We start from the raw sequence: 17,129 nt of genomic DNA, 5'->3' as shown, positions 1-17,129 counted from the left end.
GATAACATGCTTTACATCGTTATGTTGGCAACTATACGAGTTTTGTAGCGCAAAAAGAGCAGAAGCTTTTAACAGAGGCTAAAAATTATGAAAAGCAACAAAAGGAAATTGCTGCTTTGCAAGATTTTGTAAATCGAAATCTAGTACGGGCTTCAACCACTAAACGAGCTCAGTCAAGGCGTAAGCAGTTAGAAAAAATGGAGCGGCTTGATAAACCAGAGAATTCAGGACGGGCTGCGAATATGACATTTACTTCTGAAAGATCATCAGGTAATGTGGTTCTAACGCTTAAAGATGCAGCTATCGGTTATGATCAGAAAATTTTATCGCAACCCATTCAATTAGATATTCGAAAAATGAATGCTGTTGCGGTAGTTGGCCCAAATGGAATTGGGAAGACGACTTTGATTAAATCGATAGTTGGTCTTCTTCCTTTTTTAAAAGGAGAAGCTATTTTAGGAACGAATGTTGATGTTGGTTATTACGATCAGACACAAAGTAAATTGACAACGAGCAACTCTGTATTGGACGAGATATGGAATGAGTTTAAACTCAAACCAGAAGTTGAAATTCGCAATCGCCTAGGAGCTTTCTTATTTTCTGGGGATGATGTGAAAAAGTCTGTAGGGATGTTGTCAGGGGGAGAGAAGGCTCGACTACTTTTGGCTAAATTATCTATGGAAAATAATAATTTCTTGATTTTAGATGAACCAACAAATCATCTGGATATTGATAGTAAGGAAGTATTGGAAAATGCCCTCATTGACTTTGATGGAACCCTTCTTTTCGTTAGTCACGACCGTTATTTTATCAATCGAGTAGCGACACAAGTTTTAGAAATTTCTGAGACTGGCTCAACCCTCTATTTAGGAGACTATGATTATTATCTAGAGAAAAAAGCAGAGCTCGAAGCTCTGGTCCTAGCAAAGGAGGCACTTGAAAGCCCAGAACAAAGTCAACCGTCTAGTCCCAATGATTATCAAATCCAAAAGGCCAATCAAAAAGAAATTCGAAAACTCACAAGAAAAATTGAATTGTTAGAGACTGAGATAGAAAATCTTGATGATCAAATCGCCAGCATACACCAAAGTATGCAGCAAATAAATGATGCCAACGAATTGATGGCTTTTCAAGACCAATTGGAGCAGTTGACGGAAAGACAAGAGCAAGCTATGATGGAATGGGAAGAATTATCAGAGCAGGTGTAGCGAATGGAACATCTGGGAAAAGTATTTCGTGAATTTCGAACAAGTGGAAATTATTCATTAAAGGAAGCGGCAGGTGAGGCTTGTTCAACCTCTCAGTTATCTCGTTTTGAGCTTGGGGAGTCTGATTTGGCAGTTTCAAGATTCTTTGAAGTTTTGGATAATATTCACGTGACCATTGAAAATTTTATGGACAAAGCTAGGGAGTTCCATAATCATGAACATGTTGCCTTGATGGCGCAGATTATTCCGCATTCGTTTTATGGGTTTGCTTTGTCTCTTTAACTCCCTATTCTCCTGAAGGCTAGCGTATCGAGTAGTTTTGGGAAGCTTTGAAATTAAGAATTGAATTACTGAGAACAGGCATAACTTGCTTGAAATTCAATTTTAAAACGGGAAGATAATGTCACTCTTCATGAAAGAGAGAAGGGATGTAGTTAGGTTTTTCGTCTAAGAAAACTGATTCAATCACATTTACGGTTATCTATGTTTTATTTTTAAGCTCGATTGGTATCATTAGGGAAAAAAGAATCTAGTTGATTCAAGTTTCTGAAAAAGTCATCAAATGATGGCTTTTTTTGTTAAGGTTTCAAGTTAGTTTTTTTGAACGAAGAGCAAAAAAACCACCAGCATAGCTGGTGGCCGATATTACATTGTGCCTCTATTCGTTTTTTCCTGCTATTATCTAACGGTTTAGATGATAGCAGGAAAAATAAATGGCAAAAATTAGTTATCGTTTATGAAATACTAAATAGGTAGAGAAATATCACATTGAGTTACACTAAAAAATCTTAGTTAAGTTGTATTTTACAATGTAAAGTCTGACTTGATAGAGATTTTTTGAAAAATGAAAAGTCTGAGGAAAAGTATATCCGAGAGCAGGCGAAGGACAACATAACACTTGATAAGTTGATTCTGAAAGAGTATGAAGATCCGTTTTTACGTTTTGTTTATGACTTATAGAATAGAACTTACTTTTCTAGTCGATTCGATAATTTCAAAACCTTATTTTTATTCTTCGTTTGTTTGAACTGGTTCCTCTGCAGTGTCTTCTGTTCGAACTTTTCCTTTAATAATAATTTTACCATTACTAGTCATGATGGCTTTGAGTTCTTTTTCATTAGGGTGCTCTAGATAATAGTCTGTGATAGCGTCTTCGATATAATCTTGAATTGTACGACGTAGTGGGCGTGCTCCCATTTTTGGATCATACCCTAAGTCTACTAATTTTTCTTTGACTTTGTCTGTAACATCCAGATGGATATCATTGCTAGCTAGTCGGTTATTGACATCCTCTAACATGAGATTAACGATTTGAAGAAGATTGTCTTTGCTAAGCGCTTTGAATTCGATGATACCGTCAAAACGATTCATAAATTCAGGGCTAAAAAAGTTTCCTAATTCACCCAATACAGAGTTGGTTCGCCCTTCTCTAGCAGCACCAAAACCGACGCTTGCCTCAACTTTTCCTGTACCAGCATTAGATGTCATAATGATGATAGCATCTTTAAAGCTAACAGTTCGTCCTTGACCATCAGTTAATCGCCCATCATCTAGAACTTGAAGGAACATATGCATGACATCTGGGTGGGCCTTCTCTACTTCGTCAAGAAGAATAAGTGAGTAAGGATTACGGCGTACTTTCTCTGTCAATTGACCAGCCTCTTCATAACCGACATAGCCAGGAGGTGCACCAACCAGTTTTGCGACGCTGTGTTTTTCCATGTATTCACTCATATCAAAACGGATCATGCTGTCTGCAGAACCAAAGAGTTCAATCGCTAGTTGTTTAGAAAGTTCTGTCTTTCCGACTCCAGTTGGTCCTACAAAGAGGAAGGATCCGATAGGGCGATTAGGTGTGCCAAGTCCAACACGATTTCGACGAATGGCTTTTGCAATTTTGTCGACTGCCTCATCTTGACCAATGACATGAGTTTTAAGGTCTTTTGCTAAATGAATCAGTTGTGATTGTTCTTTTTCTTTTAATTCTCCGACAGGGATATTAGTTTTTTGTTCAATGATGTGTTCGATTGTTTTTTCACTGATGATAGGAGTATCCTGGTCGGTCATTCGTTGCCCTTGCATTTCTTTGTATTTTGCAATCTGATCGCGGAAATAGGCAGCTTTTTCAAAGTCCTCATCACGAGTGGCTTGAGCTTTGAGATTTTCAGCCTCAATTAATCTTTGGTCAATGACTTTTGGATCAACAAAGTTAAGGGTTAGATTCATTTTGGAGCCAGCTTCATCCAGTAAATCAATGGCTTTATCTGGCAAGAAACGATCTTGGATGTAGCGATTAGATAAGATCGCTGCGGCTTCAATAGCACTATCCGTATAATGGACATGGTGGTAGTCTTCGTATTTCTTTTGGATACCTTTTAAGATAGTAATGGTTTCTTCGACGGTTGGTTCATCCACCTTAACTGGCTGCATTCGACGCTCTAAAGCCGCATCTTTTTCGATAATTCGGTATTCATTAAGTGTAGTGGCACCAACTAATTGTAACTCACCACGAGCTAGAGCTGGCTTTAAGATATTTCCAGCATCCATGTTGCCATCGCCAGCAGAACCAGCTCCTACTATCTCGTGAATTTCGTCAATAAAGAGAATAACATCTTCTCGTTTGCGAATTTCCTCCATTAGTTTTTGCATGCGTTCTTCGAATTGTCCACGGATACCAGTGCCTTGGACAAGACTCACCACATCTAGACGAATGACTTCTTTTCCCTGAAGTTTATGTGGAACATCTCCATCAACAATTTTTTGAGCCAAGCCTTCTACGACCGCAGTTTTTCCGACTCCGGGTTCACCAATTAGTACAGGGTTGTTTTTGGTTCTGCGATTGAGGATTTCAATGACACGGATAATTTCTTCATCGCGTCCAATGACAGGGTCAATATCCCCTCGTCTAGCTATTTCTGTGACATTGATGCCAAATTCATCTAAGAGGCCTTTTTCTTTAGTAGGAGTAGGCTGTGGCCGGGATCCTCTGTTGTTGGAAGCGCCATTCCCTCCATTTCCATATCCACCTCCAGATTGTGTAGGGGGTGTTTTCGGATCCCGTGGTTGTTGGAAATTCCCTAGGTTATTAAAGAAATCACTGAAGGGATCGGTAGGTTGAGATGTGTTAAAATGGCGTAGGTCCCCTAAAATAGAGTTTTCAGGGTCAGTTTTCATGATTTGATAACAATTTTGACAGAGGTCGACTTGTTGTTGATGCCCATTTACATTTGTATAAAGATGAATGGTTGCATCATTAATTTTACAATTTTGACAGAGCATAAATTCTCCTCTCTTTTAAAACAGGGATTGACCAGAGTCATCTGCTTATTCATATGATAAAATTCATTTTCGAACAAAAATAGAATGAGAAAACATTGGTCAAATTTGGTCAAACTTATATAACCATTATACCATTCTCTTCTGTGAAAGCAAGTAAAAAGATTGGAATCTGGCACTATTGTCTATAGAGTGCTAGGAGGAGCTGAATTAATATTTTAAAAAATATGCAGGTAGATGAACAGGAGGGGTTAAATGGATTATAGGGTGGCTCCATGATGAGATAAGGTGAATTCTCTATTAGAAAAGGTTATGGAAACTAGGGTATTTCTCTGTTTATAGTAAGCATTTCAAAATTCGTAGCAGGGTGGGGGAGGATTTTATTCGATAGGAGTTATAATTGTATCATGTATTAATTGAAGAAATAGGAGATGTTGATTGCAGTTTAAATGAATGATAGACTTTCGACTAAATTGTGAGAGATCAGCAGGGAAGATACGGATTTTCTTGTAAGAAAGAAACTAGATTTTGGAAAAATAGTAAATCGATGAAGATGAGTTAGATGCATAATTTTTATAAAATTTCTCCCTTTTAGTGGTATTTGCTTGATGATTTATGGTAAAATAAGAAGTGATAAAGAATAGAGGAGAATCAAAATGGAATCACATTTGGTAAGAATTATCAGCCGTCTGGAGGCAATGGCAAAGGATGGTGGAAACCTCAAACGTAATTTTGAACGTGAAGGAGTAGTTGTAGCCGAGGTTGCATATAACTATAGTGAAGAAGAGGGTTCAACCTTTACTCTTCGTGATGTAGAAGCACGTGAAACCTACACATTCGATAGCATTGATTTAATCGCAATGGAAATCTATGAACTGCTTTATTAAGATAAGAAGACTGGGCAAAAGATGTCCAGTCTTTGTTGTATAATAGGTATAACTGCATGACCTAGTGATTGATTGACTTCTTTTAACTTTTTGTTTTAAAGATGACTTTATCAACTATGTGGGGTGGGAAAAGTACTCTTTTTAGCCAGTCAGAGTTCTTTCCTACTCCTTTTATTTTTGAATAAAATTAAAATAACGGTTGTATCTTTATTCAAAATGTGGTATAATTTTTGAATATAATCAATGTTGTTGTTTATAAATATACTAATTAGAAAGTAGTGTTATGAATTTTTCATTTTTACCGACTTATCTTCCTTACTTTAATTATGGGGCTATTATCACGATTGTCGTCTCTGCCTTGGTCGTTTTTTTTGGAACGATTCTAGGTGTAGCTCTTGCTTTTGCACAGCGTTCTAAGTTTCGCCCACTAGTTTGGTTAGCGAATTTCTATGTTTGGGTTTTTCGTGGGACACCGATGGTGGTTCAAATCATGATTTCCTTTGCGATGATTAGTATTAATGCACCTACATTTCAGTTAGGAGTTTTAGGGGTTGATCTCTCCCGTTTAATACCAGGTATCATCATTCTTTCCATGAACTCGGGTGCTTATGTATCTGAGACTGTTCGAGCAGGTATTAATGCAGTACCACAAGGACAGATTGAAGCTGCTTATTCACTAGGGATTCGTCCTCATAACACCATGCGCTATGTTATTATGCCTCAAGCAGTTAAAAACATCTTACCTGCATTGGGAAACGAATTTGTTACCATTATTAAAGATAGTTCTTTGTTGTCAACTATTGGTGTGATGGAGTTATGGAATGGAGCATCAACCGTTGCGACAAGTACTTATATTCCACTCGAACCGCTTTTGTTCGCTGCGTTTTACTATTTAATCATGACTACTGTGCTAACACTGGCATTAAAGGCTTTTGAAAATAAAATGGGACAAGGAGAAAAATCATGACTCAAACCTTATTAAAAATTGAGAACTTATATAAATCTTTTGGGAAAAATGATGTTTTAAAAGGCATTCATCTTGAAATCAAGCAAGGTGAAGTTGTGGTGATTATCGGTCCATCAGGTAGTGGAAAATCAACTCTTCTTCGTTCCATGAATCTTTTGGAAGAAGCGACAAGTGGTCGAGTTGTATTTGAAGGTGTGGACATTACGGATAAGAAAAACGATCTGTTTGCTATGCGAGAAAAAATGGGAATGGTTTTTCAACAGTTTAATCTGTTTCCTAATATGTCAGTAGTAGATAATATTACTCTATCTCCCATTAAGACCAAAGGAGTTAACCGTCAGCTTGCTGAGAAAAAAGCACAAGAATTACTTGAAATCGTAGGGCTACCTGATAAGGCTCAAGCTTACCCACAAAGTCTATCGGGGGGGCAACAACAACGGATTGCTATTGCCCGTGGACTTGCGATGGATCCAGATGTTTTACTTTTTGATGAGCCAACCTCGGCTCTTGATCCTGAAATGGTTGGTGAGGTTCTTGGGGTAATGCAAGAGTTAGCCAAGTCAGGAATGACGATGGTTATCGTGACACATGAGATGGGGTTTGCTCGTGAAGTGGCTGATCGTGTGATTTTTATGGCAGATGGCCAGATTATTGAAGAAGGAACTCCTGAACAAATCTTTGACGCTAGTCAAGAACAAAGAACTAAAGATTTTCTTGGAAAAGTTTTATAGAGAAGGTATAGTTTTTAGCTATATCTTTTTCTAATTAGCAAGTGTTGGAGGAGAGGGGAGATTTTTGATATAATGAAGAAAAAAATAGAGAGAAATGAAATGACAAGAGTAATAGATGGAAAAGCCCTTGCAGCTAAATTGCAGGGAGAATTAGCTTTAAAAACAGAAAAATTGAAAAATAAAACTGGGATAACTCCTGGATTGGTGGTAATTTTAGTAGGAGAAAATCCTGCTAGTCAGGTTTACGTCCGTAATAAAGAACGATCAGCTCTTGCAGCTGGCTTTCATAGTCAGGTAGTGCGTCTGCCTGAAACGATAAGTCAACAGCAATTGTTGGATTTGATCGCCGATTTTAATCAAGACCCAACTTGGCATGGAATTTTGGTACAACTTCCTCTACCAAAGCATATTGATGAGGAAGCTGTTTTATTAGCAATTTCTCCAGAAAAAGATGTTGATGGTTTTCATCCACTCAATATGGGGCGTCTTTGGAGTGGGCATCCTGTGATGGTTCCCTCGACTCCAGCGGGGATTATGGAAATGTTTCATGAATATGGGATTGAGTTAGAAGGAAAACGAGCAGTGGTCATTGGGAGGTCGAATATTGTGGGGAAACCTATGGCTCAACTTTTGCTCGCAAAAAATGCAACGGTAACGTTGACTCATTCACGTACTCATAAGTTGCCTCAAATTGCAAAAAAGGCTGATATATTGGTAGTAGCGATTGGACGTGCTAAATTTGTAACAGCAGAATTTGTAAAAGAAGGAGCTGTTGTCATTGATGTCGGTATGAACCGTGATGGGCAGGGCAAGTTGTGTGGGGATGTAGATTACGACTCAGTAGCGCCACTTGCGAGCCATATTACACCTGTTCCAGGAGGTGTAGGTCCTATGACGATTACCATGTTAATGCAACAGACATTTGAAGCAGCTCTTCGTAGTTTGGATAATGAAAGTGTGTAAAAATGCAATTCGTTTTCGATTTGGATGGAACTTTGTCTTTTGATAATACGACCATAGACAAGGAAATTAAGCAGGCGCTTTTGACAGCTCCTAAATATGGACATCAAGTGGCTTTTGCAACAGCACGTTCCTATCGAGATTGTCTGGGTTTGCTTGGTGAGGAGTTGAAAAATCATTTGGTGATCGGCCTTAATGGAGGTCTAGTTTATGAAGACGGGCAATGCCGTTTAGAAAAGCATTTGGAACAACAGGCCTATACAGTTCTCCTTTCTTGGTGCCTGACCTACAACCTCCCTTTTATTGTAGATAATTGTTTTGATTATAGCGGTCAGATTTTTGAAAAAATTCCCTTTTTTTCAGGAATTGATCCACTTAATCAAGCACAGAGACTAGACTTAACGAATCTTAAATCCCCTATTAAGTTAGTGATTTATATGGGTGATCACGAGGATTTGTTAGATGATACTATTCATCATTTAGAGAAATTGCAGAGTCTATATCTGTCCTATCATGCCCATGAGCGCTGTCTTTATGTCAATCCAGCGGACACCCATAAGGCAACGACCATTGTTGAGATTTGTGGGCATGATTTTATCGCTTTTGGGAATGACCAAAATGATATCGAGATGTTGCAAGCTTCACTTTATGCAGTACAAATAGGTAACTTTCCAGGATTGAAAGCTTATAGAGATGAGCAAGTACCGTATCAAGAAAATCAATCTGCAGCAGTCGCAGCGAAAATAGTGCAAGTTTTTTCGGATTTTAGAGGCAGATAAAAAGGGAAACTGAGTAAAAAGTGTCCAATTTTCGATAAAAAAGTAGTAGTAACTGCATGACAAAGTGGTTGACTGGTATCTTTTTTCGTTTTTTAACTTCGAAGATGACTGAATCAACCTTAAGAGATGGAAAATAAACTCTTTTTTATTGGACGGAGTTTTTTCACTTTCCCTTTTGTCATGGAAAGGTATAAAAAATGAAACAAATTTCGGAACATTTACTAAAAAAAGTGATTATCTCTCGTTCACCAAACACTCACAAATGGAATTATGGCCGTTTACTCTTAATTGGTGGGACCTATCCCTATGGGGGGGCGATTATGATGGCGGCCCTTGCAGCGGTTTATAGTGGTGCGGGTCTTGTTACTGTCGCAACAAATCGTGACAATCTGACAGCCCTTCATAGCCATCTTCCTGAAGCTATGGGCTTTGATCTGGCGGATCACGAACTTCTTTGTGAGCAACTCCAAAAAGCCAGCGTGATTCTCGTAGGACCGGGCTTAAAGGAAGCAAGAGAAAGCCAAGCGATCTTGCACATGATTTTTGAGCAAGTCTCTAGCCAGCAAGTCTTGATCTTAGATGGAGGAGCTATCAGTCTTTTTGCAGCCTCTCAGTTTGAATTGCCAAAGGCTCAGTTGGTCTTTACCCCTCACCAAAAAGAATGGGAAAAGCTGTCAGGGCTTGAGCTAGTAAGCCAGACTGAAGACAAGAGTCGAAGAGCAGTACAGAACTTTCCTAAAGGGACTGTCATTGTAGAAAAAGGGCCTCACACACGCATTTGGACAAGTGGGCAAGAAGAGGGCTATCAGCTAGATGTTGGTGGTCCCTATCAAGCAACAGGTGGCATGGGGGATACCTTGGCAGGGATGATCGCAGGATTTGCTGGTCAATTTCCACAGGTCAGTCTCTATGAGCGCGTGGTTACTGCAACTTATCTTCACTCTGCCATTGCTGAGAAACTCAGTCAAGAAAACTATGTCGTTCTACCTACACTAATTAGCAAGGAAATTCCTAAATATATGAAAAATATAACAGATGCTACTCAAGAAAAATTTTTTATTGAGTACCTAAATTTAGGGAAATAGCCTTAAAATCCGAATTGGTTAATGAGATAGAAGGAACTATGTTATTCTATAGGGGGAGAAAGCTATTTGCACTGGTAAAAAAATTTTAAAATTTATGAAATTTATTCTTACAAAAATGTCATTCATTTTGTCTAAAATGAAAGATAACGTCATGATTTCTTTCTGAAAAATTGCTAAAATAGTCTCTATTACAAAATGAAATGGAGACAACATGACTGCATTAAAAAAAGTTGCGACAGCAACCAATTTGAAATTTTTAGCTATTATTCTTATGTTTTTGGACCATATCCATGAGATGTTTCTGGAGATGGGAGCTCCTATCTGGTTGAATATGTTGGGGCGAATGGTGTTCCCTATTTTTCTTTTTCTAGCAGCAGATAGCTTTTACTATACGCGCAATCGTGCCCACTATATGCGTCGCCTGCTTTATATGAGCTGGTTTATGGTCATAGCTAATTTTATCATAGGAAGTTTGTTTGATAATGGACAGATTGGATTAGCTAATAATGCTTTTAGTACCTTTTTTGTGACAGGGATTTATATTTGCGCATGGGATCTGTTAGTTGAAGGTGTGAAGAGTAAATCTATAAAGGGGATTTTCAAGGCGTTGGGATTATGTTTCCTTCCGATTGTTCTTGTTTTACCAATTTTATTCTTGGGTAATTTTTTGACAATGGTCAATCTATCCCCTATTTTATCCAGAGGACTAGCGTTAACAGTCCTATTGATTCCAAATATCCTAACAGCTGAGGGTGGTTTTCTTATGGTTTTACTAGGCTTGTTTTTCTATATTTTCCGTGAGAAGTTTTTGTGGAAGATAGGAAGTTTGGCTATCATTTCTTTACTGATGTATATTACAGATCCGGCTAGTGTCCAGTGGATGATGATTTTTGCTGCTATTCCCATTTATTTCTATAATGGAGAAAAAGGCCGGGGTGATAAATCCTTCTTCTATATTTTTTACCCTGCCCATCTTTATTTGCTCTATATTCTAGCTAGTTTGTTGCATTAAAAAGTAGGTACCTTGTCCTACTTTTTTTATGAATTTTAACAGAAAATGATATCTTATCTGTTAATTATAATGAGCAGATTAGATAAGTTTTCTAGCTTGATCTAGTTAGTGAATCATGATTTCATGTATGAGTTTTTCGAGTAAAAGAGTTGAAGAACAAAGTACCCACCATATTAGTGAAAGAAAACACTGAATTGGTGGGTGCTGATCTATTATTTTGAATAAATTGACTTAGTTCAAGATGGAAGCCAATAAGCCACCTAAAATCAAGATAATAGCACCGCTAAGTCGATTGGCCATTTGGGCAAAGTCAATCATTTCCATACGATCAGAGGCTGAAAGTACCGCAATATTTCCTGTTCCACCCATGGAGTTGTTGATCATTCCGGCTCCAATCGCTGTTTCAACTGGATAGAGGCCAACCATTTTTCCGATCAAGGCTGAAGCAAGGCCCAGCGCAACTACGGAAGTCAAGCTAAGGAGGATGAATTCCCAAGTCATGGCTTTAGCAAGTGTCGAAAGGTCAATAAGAGAGAGACCAATCCCAGCCAAAACGGCATGAGTCAAGTTCGTCATGATCACTTGGTTAAACATGACGACACAGTTTTCAAGAGCCTTTGGCACAGCATTGAGAGCCTTGAGGATGAATACGATAATAATCATGAAAGCATAGCTGTGAATTTTGGGAATAAAGGCATTACAGATAACACCGAGCAAGAAAATGGTGAAAGCAAACATCATCCCCACTCCAATTTCGCTTGGGTCCAGGGTCAGTTTCTCTTTTTTTAATTCGTCCTTATTGACGGGGATGAGAACGCCGTGACCATTATATTTGCTGTTTGCAAATACCTTTGCAATCATGACTGCACCGATAATAGCTAGGATATTCCCAAGGGTTGTAGCAGGCGCTAACTGGGAGAAAATAGCTGTTTGATTTGCATGAAGGTTGGCTGCATAAATCTTGGAAAGGGGTAAAATCCCAGCTCCCATGCCTCCGACCATTTGAGGGAAGGAAACATAGAGAATGGAATGCCCAAACCCTTGTCCAAGAAGAGCACCTACTGCACCAACTGAGAGAGCTCCTACAACCATGGCTACAAGAGAGACAGGGATAAAACGGGCAGATGCCTTGACCAAAAGATTTCGATTCATGCCAAGGATAGAGCCACAGATGAGAGCGGCAATATAAAAGTCCAAGAAGCCGAAAGAATCTCCTAAGAAGCCCTTAGTTGCTACTATGATGTCACTTGGAATGACGTGGAAAGTAGCGAGCAGGGTCGCCCCAAGCAGGGTAAAGACAGAGCCTCCGCCCAGGTAAGAGTTCATAATCGGAAGTTTCTCACCAATATAGTAGAGAAGATGCCCCATCACGACCAATAAAAGGGTGATTCCAAGCATATTGAGTGGGAGTTTCCCCATAGCAATCGTCACCGCAAGAACGATGACGATGAATGCATATAGAGGAAGACTGACACCGGAAATTTTGATTTCATTCAATTTTTTCATGGTTGTTCAGTCAGCTCCTTTTTAGTAGGTTGGATACCATTTAAGGTCACGGACAGCTTTTGCCATATCTGTTTCCTTAGCTTGCGCCAACCCTTGTTCTTGAGCTTTCTTGGCAACAGCTTCAGCAACCTTGATAGACACGTCAGCTACATATTGGAAAGGAGGGAGGACAGGAGCACCTGGTTGACCTGGATTGACGATACCGGATAAGGAGTGAGCAGCTGCCCCAATCATTTCGTCTGTCAAAAGACTAGCTTCTGATGCCAACATTCCAAGACCTAGACCTGGATAGATCAACGCGTTATTGGCTTGACCGATTTCATAGTCCACACCCTTGTAGCTGATAGTTCTTGAAGGGACACCGGTCGCCACAAAGGCTTTACCGTCTGACCATTCGATGACTTGTTGGGCAGTTGCTTCTAATTTCTTGGTTGGGTTTGAAATTGGGAAGATTACTGGGCGTTCTGTATTTTGGCACATTGCTTCGACGACTTCTTTTGTGAAGGCACCTGGGTTTGTGGAAGTTCCGACCAAGATGGTTGGTTTCACAGTTTTGATTACTTCAAGAAGACTGGTCATGTCTCCTTTTCCTTCAAAGTCAGCGCGTTTTTTAGCAAATGGTTTTTGAGCTGGAGTTAAATCTTCCATATCGTCAAACAAAAGACCTTGTTTATCAATCATGAAGAAACGTTTGTAAGCTTCTTCTGGAGAAAGACCTTCAGCAACCATTTCAGCGTGAACACGGTCTGCGATACCAGCACCAGCAGAACCACCACCATAGCAAAGGTAAACTTGGTCTGTCAATTTTTCACCAGTGATATCCATCGCTCCAAAGATACCACCCAAGACAACGATCCCAGTTCCTTGAATATCATCGTTGAAAGTTGGGATTTCTTTCTTGTAACGGTTCAAGATATCAGCCGCATTTGAACGACCGAAGTCTTCCCAGTGAAGGTAGAGTTTAGGGAAAAGATTTCCAGCCGTTTGAACAAATTGATTGACAAAGGCATCGTATTTTTCACCACGAACCCGTTCATGACGGTTCCCCAGATACATTGGGTTGTTCAAGAGTTCTTCACGGTTGGTCCCCGCATCGATGACAAGAGGCATAACACAAGCTGGGTCAATACCAGCTGCTGCTGTGTAGACCATGAGTTTACCGACAGAAATGTCCACCCCTTGGATACCCCAGTCACCGATCCCCAAAATTCCTTCTGCATCAGTTGCAACGATCAAGCGGATATCACGATCACCAGCTGCATTTTTCAAGGTTTCTTCGATATTTTCTGGATGGTTAATATCAAGGTAAGCCGCATATTGTGGATCGACAAAGAGTTCAGAATATTGTTCAATGGTGTCAGCAATCACTGGATCATAGACGATTGGGTTGAACTCAACGATGTGTTGGTTAAAGAGATAGTAGAAAAGAGTACGGTTTGTATTGAAAATTTCCATCAAGAAAAGACGTTTTTCAAGGTCTGATGGTTTGCGCAAGAAATGTTGGTAAGCTTATTCAGCTTGTTCTTCGATGGTTTGAACATATGGAGGAAGAAGACCGATCAGGCCAAGTTCTTTACGTTCTTCCATTGTGAAAGCAGTTCCTTTATTAAGGAATGGATTATTTAAAATTTCATGTGCACGCATGGTGGCACCTCCGATAGTATTTTTCTTTACGTCGGGTATTATACAACTTCCCAAAAATTATAGTCAACACCCATAGAAATCATAAAAAAACTTTATAAGTAAAATCCTTTTTGGTAGAATATAAGGAAAAGCTGGACTTTATCCACAGAGAATCGGGATACTGGCTAGTCAGCTTAGATGGAAATCAATTTCTCCAGATAAACTGAAAAAGCCCCCCATAAAAAGGAAAGCTTCATCAATCATTCAAGATAAAAATCACTTATACCAAGGAGCAGGATCATGAACACCCGCGATTTAGAATACTTCGTGCAACTAACAGAAAGCAAATCCTTCACCGAAGTGGCCCAACATTTTCATGTCAGTCAGCCAACCATTACCTATGCCATCAAGCGATTGGAAGAAAAATTTGGCACTACCTTAGTTGAAAAAACAACAGCCAATCGCGTTGACCACCTCACCCAAACTGGACACATTTTAGCGGGCCATGCCAGACAAATCATGCAGGATTTATCCAAATTAGAAAAGGCCATGGAGCACGCGCGCCTGGGCAAGATTGAAGTCGGTTTTCCTCCCATCATCATGAATGAATTTTTCGAGCACTGCCCTTCTGCTCCAAAGAACCTGAACTTTCTTCGTCAATTTCACCTGATTTGTGGCGGTTCCCAAGAACTGAGAAAACGCCTCTTGGAGGGAGACTTGGATTTCAGCTTACTTGGGAGCTTACGCCCTTTAAATCTGGAACAGGTCATTACCGTCCCCCTTTATCGGCGGGAATTAGTCCTTCTGGTCTCAAAAGAGCACTCCCTCGCCCAGCAAAGGGAAGTTGCCTTTCAAGATTTATTAAGCGAAGACTTTATCCTACTAGACGAGCACAACATTCACCTAACCGCTTTTGATGCTCTGAACAAGAGAAACGGTGGGAGAGCTAAGGTTGCTACCCAACTCGACAACCTCCCCCTCATCAAAAAAATGGTTGCAGAAAATTTAGGTGTCACCATCTTAACCGCTTCTGCTCTTTCTAAACTCGACAAGGATCTGGTAGCCATTCCCTTCGTCCCACAAGAAAAAATCTATTTCCATGTTGCCTATGCCTACTCACCAGAACTCTATCTCACAGAGGAATTAAAAGAATTTATGGCCCTCTTAGACACGATGAAGGAGGAAGAAGTGATATAGCATCTGGTGAAAATGATGAGTTAGAAAAGTATTTGTTTCACTTGTCGAATGGGACAAAAAAATAAAATTCTCAACTGATAATGCATCCTCAATCAGTTGGGAATTTTTTATTTTATGATTAGTAGTTCGTCTCGCCTGGTAAGATTTGAGATCAATTATGGTTTGAAGCAGTATTTATAGAAGAGCGAAACAAGAAAACATCTGCTATGTGGATGCAGCTAACGACGGTTTTATCAAAAAATTTCAAATACCTTACAATAAAAATGTTAAACTCTAGTGCAAAGTGAAAGAAGAATTATTGAGAGAATGATGTCTTTACGAGTATGAAAATGTAACAACGAGTCATACATGATATAGCAGAGGGATTTTGAGTTGAAAAATATGAAGATTCTTTTAGGGATGGTGGAAGTAAAACGAATGCCTTTTTAAGAGGAGTATGGTAAGTCAAGAACGCCGAAGCGTGAATAATGTGAAAGCCAGCGTCTTTAGGCGCTGGCTAGTGTAAGGGATTATAGTCCCAGTTTAATCCCTCCGTTTGACGGGTGGATATGATTGTACGTTTTCAAAAATGAGGCAAGATAAAGTTAGTTAAAGCAATTATTTAGAGAATTTAGAAGAATCCCTTGATTTTACCAACAACGTCATCAATACCTTTTGATCCAGCGAGCAAATCTTGGGCTTGTTTGAGGTAATCTCCAAGTTCATCTTTGTGTGTTTCAACAAAAGTTTTCGCTGCTTCGAAGTCTTTTTTTGCAATTAATTCTTTAACTTGGTTAAATAATTCTACTGGGTTCATAGGTAACTCCTTTTAAAAATATTATTTGAATAGGACTGATACGCCTTCAGGTACGTAAAAGTCATGAGAGAGTAAGTTCAATAGTCCACTATTTTGATCGCGTTTGAAAACGGTAACTTGATCAGATTCTTGATGGGCAACAATAAGGAAATTATCATCAGGAGAGATAGCAAAGTCCCGTGGAACAAGCCCCTTGCTAGCAACAATATCAAGTAATTCCAAGCTTCCATCAGCTAACACTGCAAAAATCGCAATCGAGTTGTGAGCACGCTCTGATGTATATAAAAAGCGTCCGTCAGATGATAAGCGAATTGCAGAAGCCCATTTTTGACCTGTGTAGTCATCAGGAACAGTAGAGATGGTTTGAAAATGTTCAAACTGACCTGCTCCGTCATAAAAAAGCACTTCAACAGTAGAATTGAGTTCATTGATCAAATAGGCAGTTTTTAAGTGATTGTGGAAAACGATATGCCGTGGCCCTGCGCCAGGGATAGTTTCGTAGACGTCTATTACGCTGAGCTTCCCTTCAGTGGAAATCTCGTAGGTAGTCACTTTATCTGCGCCAAGATCACAAGTCACAAGAAAACGATCTGGGGTTAAATCTGCAAAATGAACATGTGAGGATGCTTGATTTTCATGAGGACCAGAACCTTTTTGGACTACTTTATCGACCAAACTAAGACTGCCATCATTTTGAATATTATAGACAGTGACTTCCCCTTTGTGGTAATTGGTCGCAAAAACGAGTCTTCTTTGGTCGTCTACCGAAACATAACAAGGTGGAGCTCCTTCTTCAAGGGAGCTATTTAGCAATGTTAAGTCGGGACTATATGAAGCGACACCTCCTTTATTTTCTCTAGCAGCCACAGAATATAGGAAACCTGACTCTGAGAAGGAAAGATACGTAGGATTCAACATGGAACTAGCAAGCTGAAGATTACTCAATATTCCAGTTGAAGAATCAAAATCAGCTTGATAAATCCCCTTGGATTCTCGCTTTGTATATGTACCAAAAAAAACTTTTTGTGTCATAGAGACCTCCTTGTTTCATCTGTTAAAAAAATTATATCATAATCTGATGAAAATGGTTACAAAAAAGTCT

General features: G+C 39.3%; 13 protein-coding genes and 3 pseudogenes. 11 read left to right on the top strand and 5 right to left on the bottom strand.

Going from position 1 to position 17,129, the window contains the following annotated elements:
• Positions 1-5: 5 nt before the first annotated feature.
• The 3 genes and pseudogenes from STRDD10_RS05815 to STRDD10_RS11750 all read left to right on the top strand — a co-directional run.
• Positions 6-1,208 (top strand): annotated as a pseudogene (locus STRDD10_RS05815) (ABC-F family ATP-binding cassette domain-containing protein); the annotation flags it as partial.
• A gap of 3 nt (positions 1,209-1,211) precedes the next feature.
• Positions 1,212-1,457: pseudogene (locus STRDD10_RS05810) on the top strand (MutR family transcriptional regulator); the annotation flags it as partial.
• Positions 1,458-2,045: 588 nt separating this feature from the next.
• The gene (locus tag STRDD10_RS11750; protein WP_269450119.1) at positions 2,046-2,168 is read left to right on the top strand and encodes a hypothetical protein; all 123 of its coding nucleotides are present in this window, start codon (positions 2,046-2,048) and stop codon (positions 2,166-2,168) included.
• A 48-nt stretch (positions 2,169-2,216) separates the two neighbouring features.
• Here STRDD10_RS11750 and STRDD10_RS05805 read toward each other — a convergent pair whose 3' ends face one another.
• Positions 2,217-4,487, bottom strand: a complete 2,271-nt coding sequence (locus tag STRDD10_RS05805) for an ATP-dependent Clp protease ATP-binding subunit (protein ID WP_067193880.1) — start codon at positions 4,485-4,487, stop codon at positions 2,217-2,219.
• Positions 4,488-5,140: 653 nt separating this feature from the next.
• On the opposite strand from STRDD10_RS05805, the gene STRDD10_RS05800 reads away from it, so the two are divergent.
• From STRDD10_RS05800 to STRDD10_RS05770, 7 genes are all read left to right on the top strand, one after another.
• Entirely contained in the window at positions 5,141-5,371 is a 231-nt protein-coding gene (locus tag STRDD10_RS05800; protein ID WP_067193878.1) for a DUF1797 family protein, read from the top strand.
• Between the two features lie 283 nt (positions 5,372-5,654).
• Complete coding sequence (locus STRDD10_RS05795; RefSeq protein WP_067193876.1) at positions 5,655-6,338, top strand: amino acid ABC transporter permease; 684 nt, start codon at positions 5,655-5,657, stop codon at positions 6,336-6,338.
• On the top strand, positions 6,335-7,069 hold the full coding sequence (locus tag STRDD10_RS05790; RefSeq protein WP_067193875.1) for an amino acid ABC transporter ATP-binding protein: 735 nt from the start codon (positions 6,335-6,337) through the stop codon (positions 7,067-7,069). The genes STRDD10_RS05795 and STRDD10_RS05790 overlap by 4 nt, the downstream gene beginning before the upstream one ends.
• Before the next feature lie 99 nt (positions 7,070-7,168).
• Positions 7,169-8,032 carry a bifunctional methylenetetrahydrofolate dehydrogenase/methenyltetrahydrofolate cyclohydrolase gene (locus STRDD10_RS05785; RefSeq protein WP_067194075.1) on the top strand — a complete coding sequence of 288 codons (864 nt, stop codon included), beginning with the start codon at positions 7,169-7,171 and terminating at the stop codon, positions 8,030-8,032.
• A 2-nt stretch (positions 8,033-8,034) separates the two neighbouring features.
• On the top strand, positions 8,035-8,808 hold the full coding sequence (locus tag STRDD10_RS05780) for an HAD hydrolase family protein (RefSeq protein ID WP_067193873.1): 774 nt from the start codon (positions 8,035-8,037) through the stop codon (positions 8,806-8,808).
• 197 nt (positions 8,809-9,005) lie between these two features.
• The gene (locus tag STRDD10_RS05775; RefSeq protein WP_067193872.1) at positions 9,006-9,893 is read left to right on the top strand and encodes an NAD(P)H-hydrate dehydratase; all 888 of its coding nucleotides are present in this window, start codon (positions 9,006-9,008) and stop codon (positions 9,891-9,893) included.
• 211 nt (positions 9,894-10,104) lie between these two features.
• On the top strand, positions 10,105-10,905 hold the full coding sequence (locus STRDD10_RS05770; protein ID WP_067193870.1) for a TraX family protein: 801 nt from the start codon (positions 10,105-10,107) through the stop codon (positions 10,903-10,905).
• Between the two features lie 231 nt (positions 10,906-11,136).
• Here STRDD10_RS05770 and STRDD10_RS05765 read toward each other — a convergent pair whose 3' ends face one another.
• Together STRDD10_RS05765 and STRDD10_RS05760 are read right to left on the bottom strand one after the other, a co-directional pair.
• Positions 11,137-12,411 (bottom strand): 2-hydroxycarboxylate transporter family protein, encoded by a 1,275-nt coding sequence (locus tag STRDD10_RS05765; RefSeq protein ID WP_067193868.1) that lies wholly within the window; start codon positions 12,409-12,411, stop codon positions 11,137-11,139.
• Between the two features lie 21 nt (positions 12,412-12,432).
• A pseudogene (locus tag STRDD10_RS05760) lies at positions 12,433-14,055 on the bottom strand (malolactic enzyme).
• A gap of 279 nt (positions 14,056-14,334) precedes the next feature.
• On the opposite strand from STRDD10_RS05760, the gene STRDD10_RS05755 reads away from it, so the two are divergent.
• A complete protein-coding gene (locus tag STRDD10_RS05755; protein WP_067193867.1) occupies positions 14,335-15,231 on the top strand; it encodes a LysR family transcriptional regulator in 897 nt (298 codons plus the stop codon).
• Between the two features lie 610 nt (positions 15,232-15,841).
• Here the strand turns inward: STRDD10_RS05755 and STRDD10_RS05750 are convergent.
• Together STRDD10_RS05750 and STRDD10_RS05745 are read right to left on the bottom strand one after the other, a co-directional pair.
• Entirely contained in the window at positions 15,842-16,027 is a 186-nt protein-coding gene (locus tag STRDD10_RS05750; protein WP_067193865.1) for a hypothetical protein, read from the bottom strand.
• Between the two features lie 21 nt (positions 16,028-16,048).
• On the bottom strand, positions 16,049-17,059 hold the full coding sequence (locus STRDD10_RS05745; protein WP_067193863.1) for a lactonase family protein: 1,011 nt from the start codon (positions 17,057-17,059) through the stop codon (positions 16,049-16,051).
• Positions 17,060-17,129: the final 70 nt, after the last annotated feature.

The organism is Streptococcus sp. DD10 (assembly GCF_001578805.1).
GTDB lineage: Bacteria > Bacillota > Bacilli > Lactobacillales > Streptococcaceae > Streptococcus.
The sequence above is the reverse complement of the archived record's forward strand: the minus strand, read 5'-3'. Positions and strand labels throughout refer to the sequence as shown.

Coding starts and splice junctions, on each gene's coding strand:
- STRDD10_RS05805 (WP_067193880.1), bottom strand. CDS start 4,487: ATGCTCTGTCAAAATTGTAAAATTAATGATGCAACCATTCATCTTTAT.
- STRDD10_RS05800 (WP_067193878.1), top strand. CDS start 5,141: ATGGAATCACATTTGGTAAGAATTATCAGCCGTCTGGAGGCAATGGCA.
- STRDD10_RS05795 (WP_067193876.1), top strand. CDS start 5,655: ATGAATTTTTCATTTTTACCGACTTATCTTCCTTACTTTAATTATGGG.
- STRDD10_RS05790 (WP_067193875.1), top strand. CDS start 6,335: ATGACTCAAACCTTATTAAAAATTGAGAACTTATATAAATCTTTTGGG.
- STRDD10_RS05785 (WP_067194075.1), top strand. CDS start 7,169: ATGACAAGAGTAATAGATGGAAAAGCCCTTGCAGCTAAATTGCAGGGA.
- STRDD10_RS05780 (WP_067193873.1), top strand. CDS start 8,035: ATGCAATTCGTTTTCGATTTGGATGGAACTTTGTCTTTTGATAATACG.
- STRDD10_RS05775 (WP_067193872.1), top strand. CDS start 9,006: ATGAAACAAATTTCGGAACATTTACTAAAAAAAGTGATTATCTCTCGT.
- STRDD10_RS05770 (WP_067193870.1), top strand. CDS start 10,105: ATGACTGCATTAAAAAAAGTTGCGACAGCAACCAATTTGAAATTTTTA.
- STRDD10_RS05765 (WP_067193868.1), bottom strand. CDS start 12,411: ATGAAAAAATTGAATGAAATCAAAATTTCCGGTGTCAGTCTTCCTCTA.
- STRDD10_RS05755 (WP_067193867.1), top strand. CDS start 14,335: ATGAACACCCGCGATTTAGAATACTTCGTGCAACTAACAGAAAGCAAA.
- STRDD10_RS05750 (WP_067193865.1), bottom strand. CDS start 16,027: ATGAACCCAGTAGAATTATTTAACCAAGTTAAAGAATTAATTGCAAAA.
- STRDD10_RS05745 (WP_067193863.1), bottom strand. CDS start 17,059: ATGACACAAAAAGTTTTTTTTGGTACATATACAAAGCGAGAATCCAAG.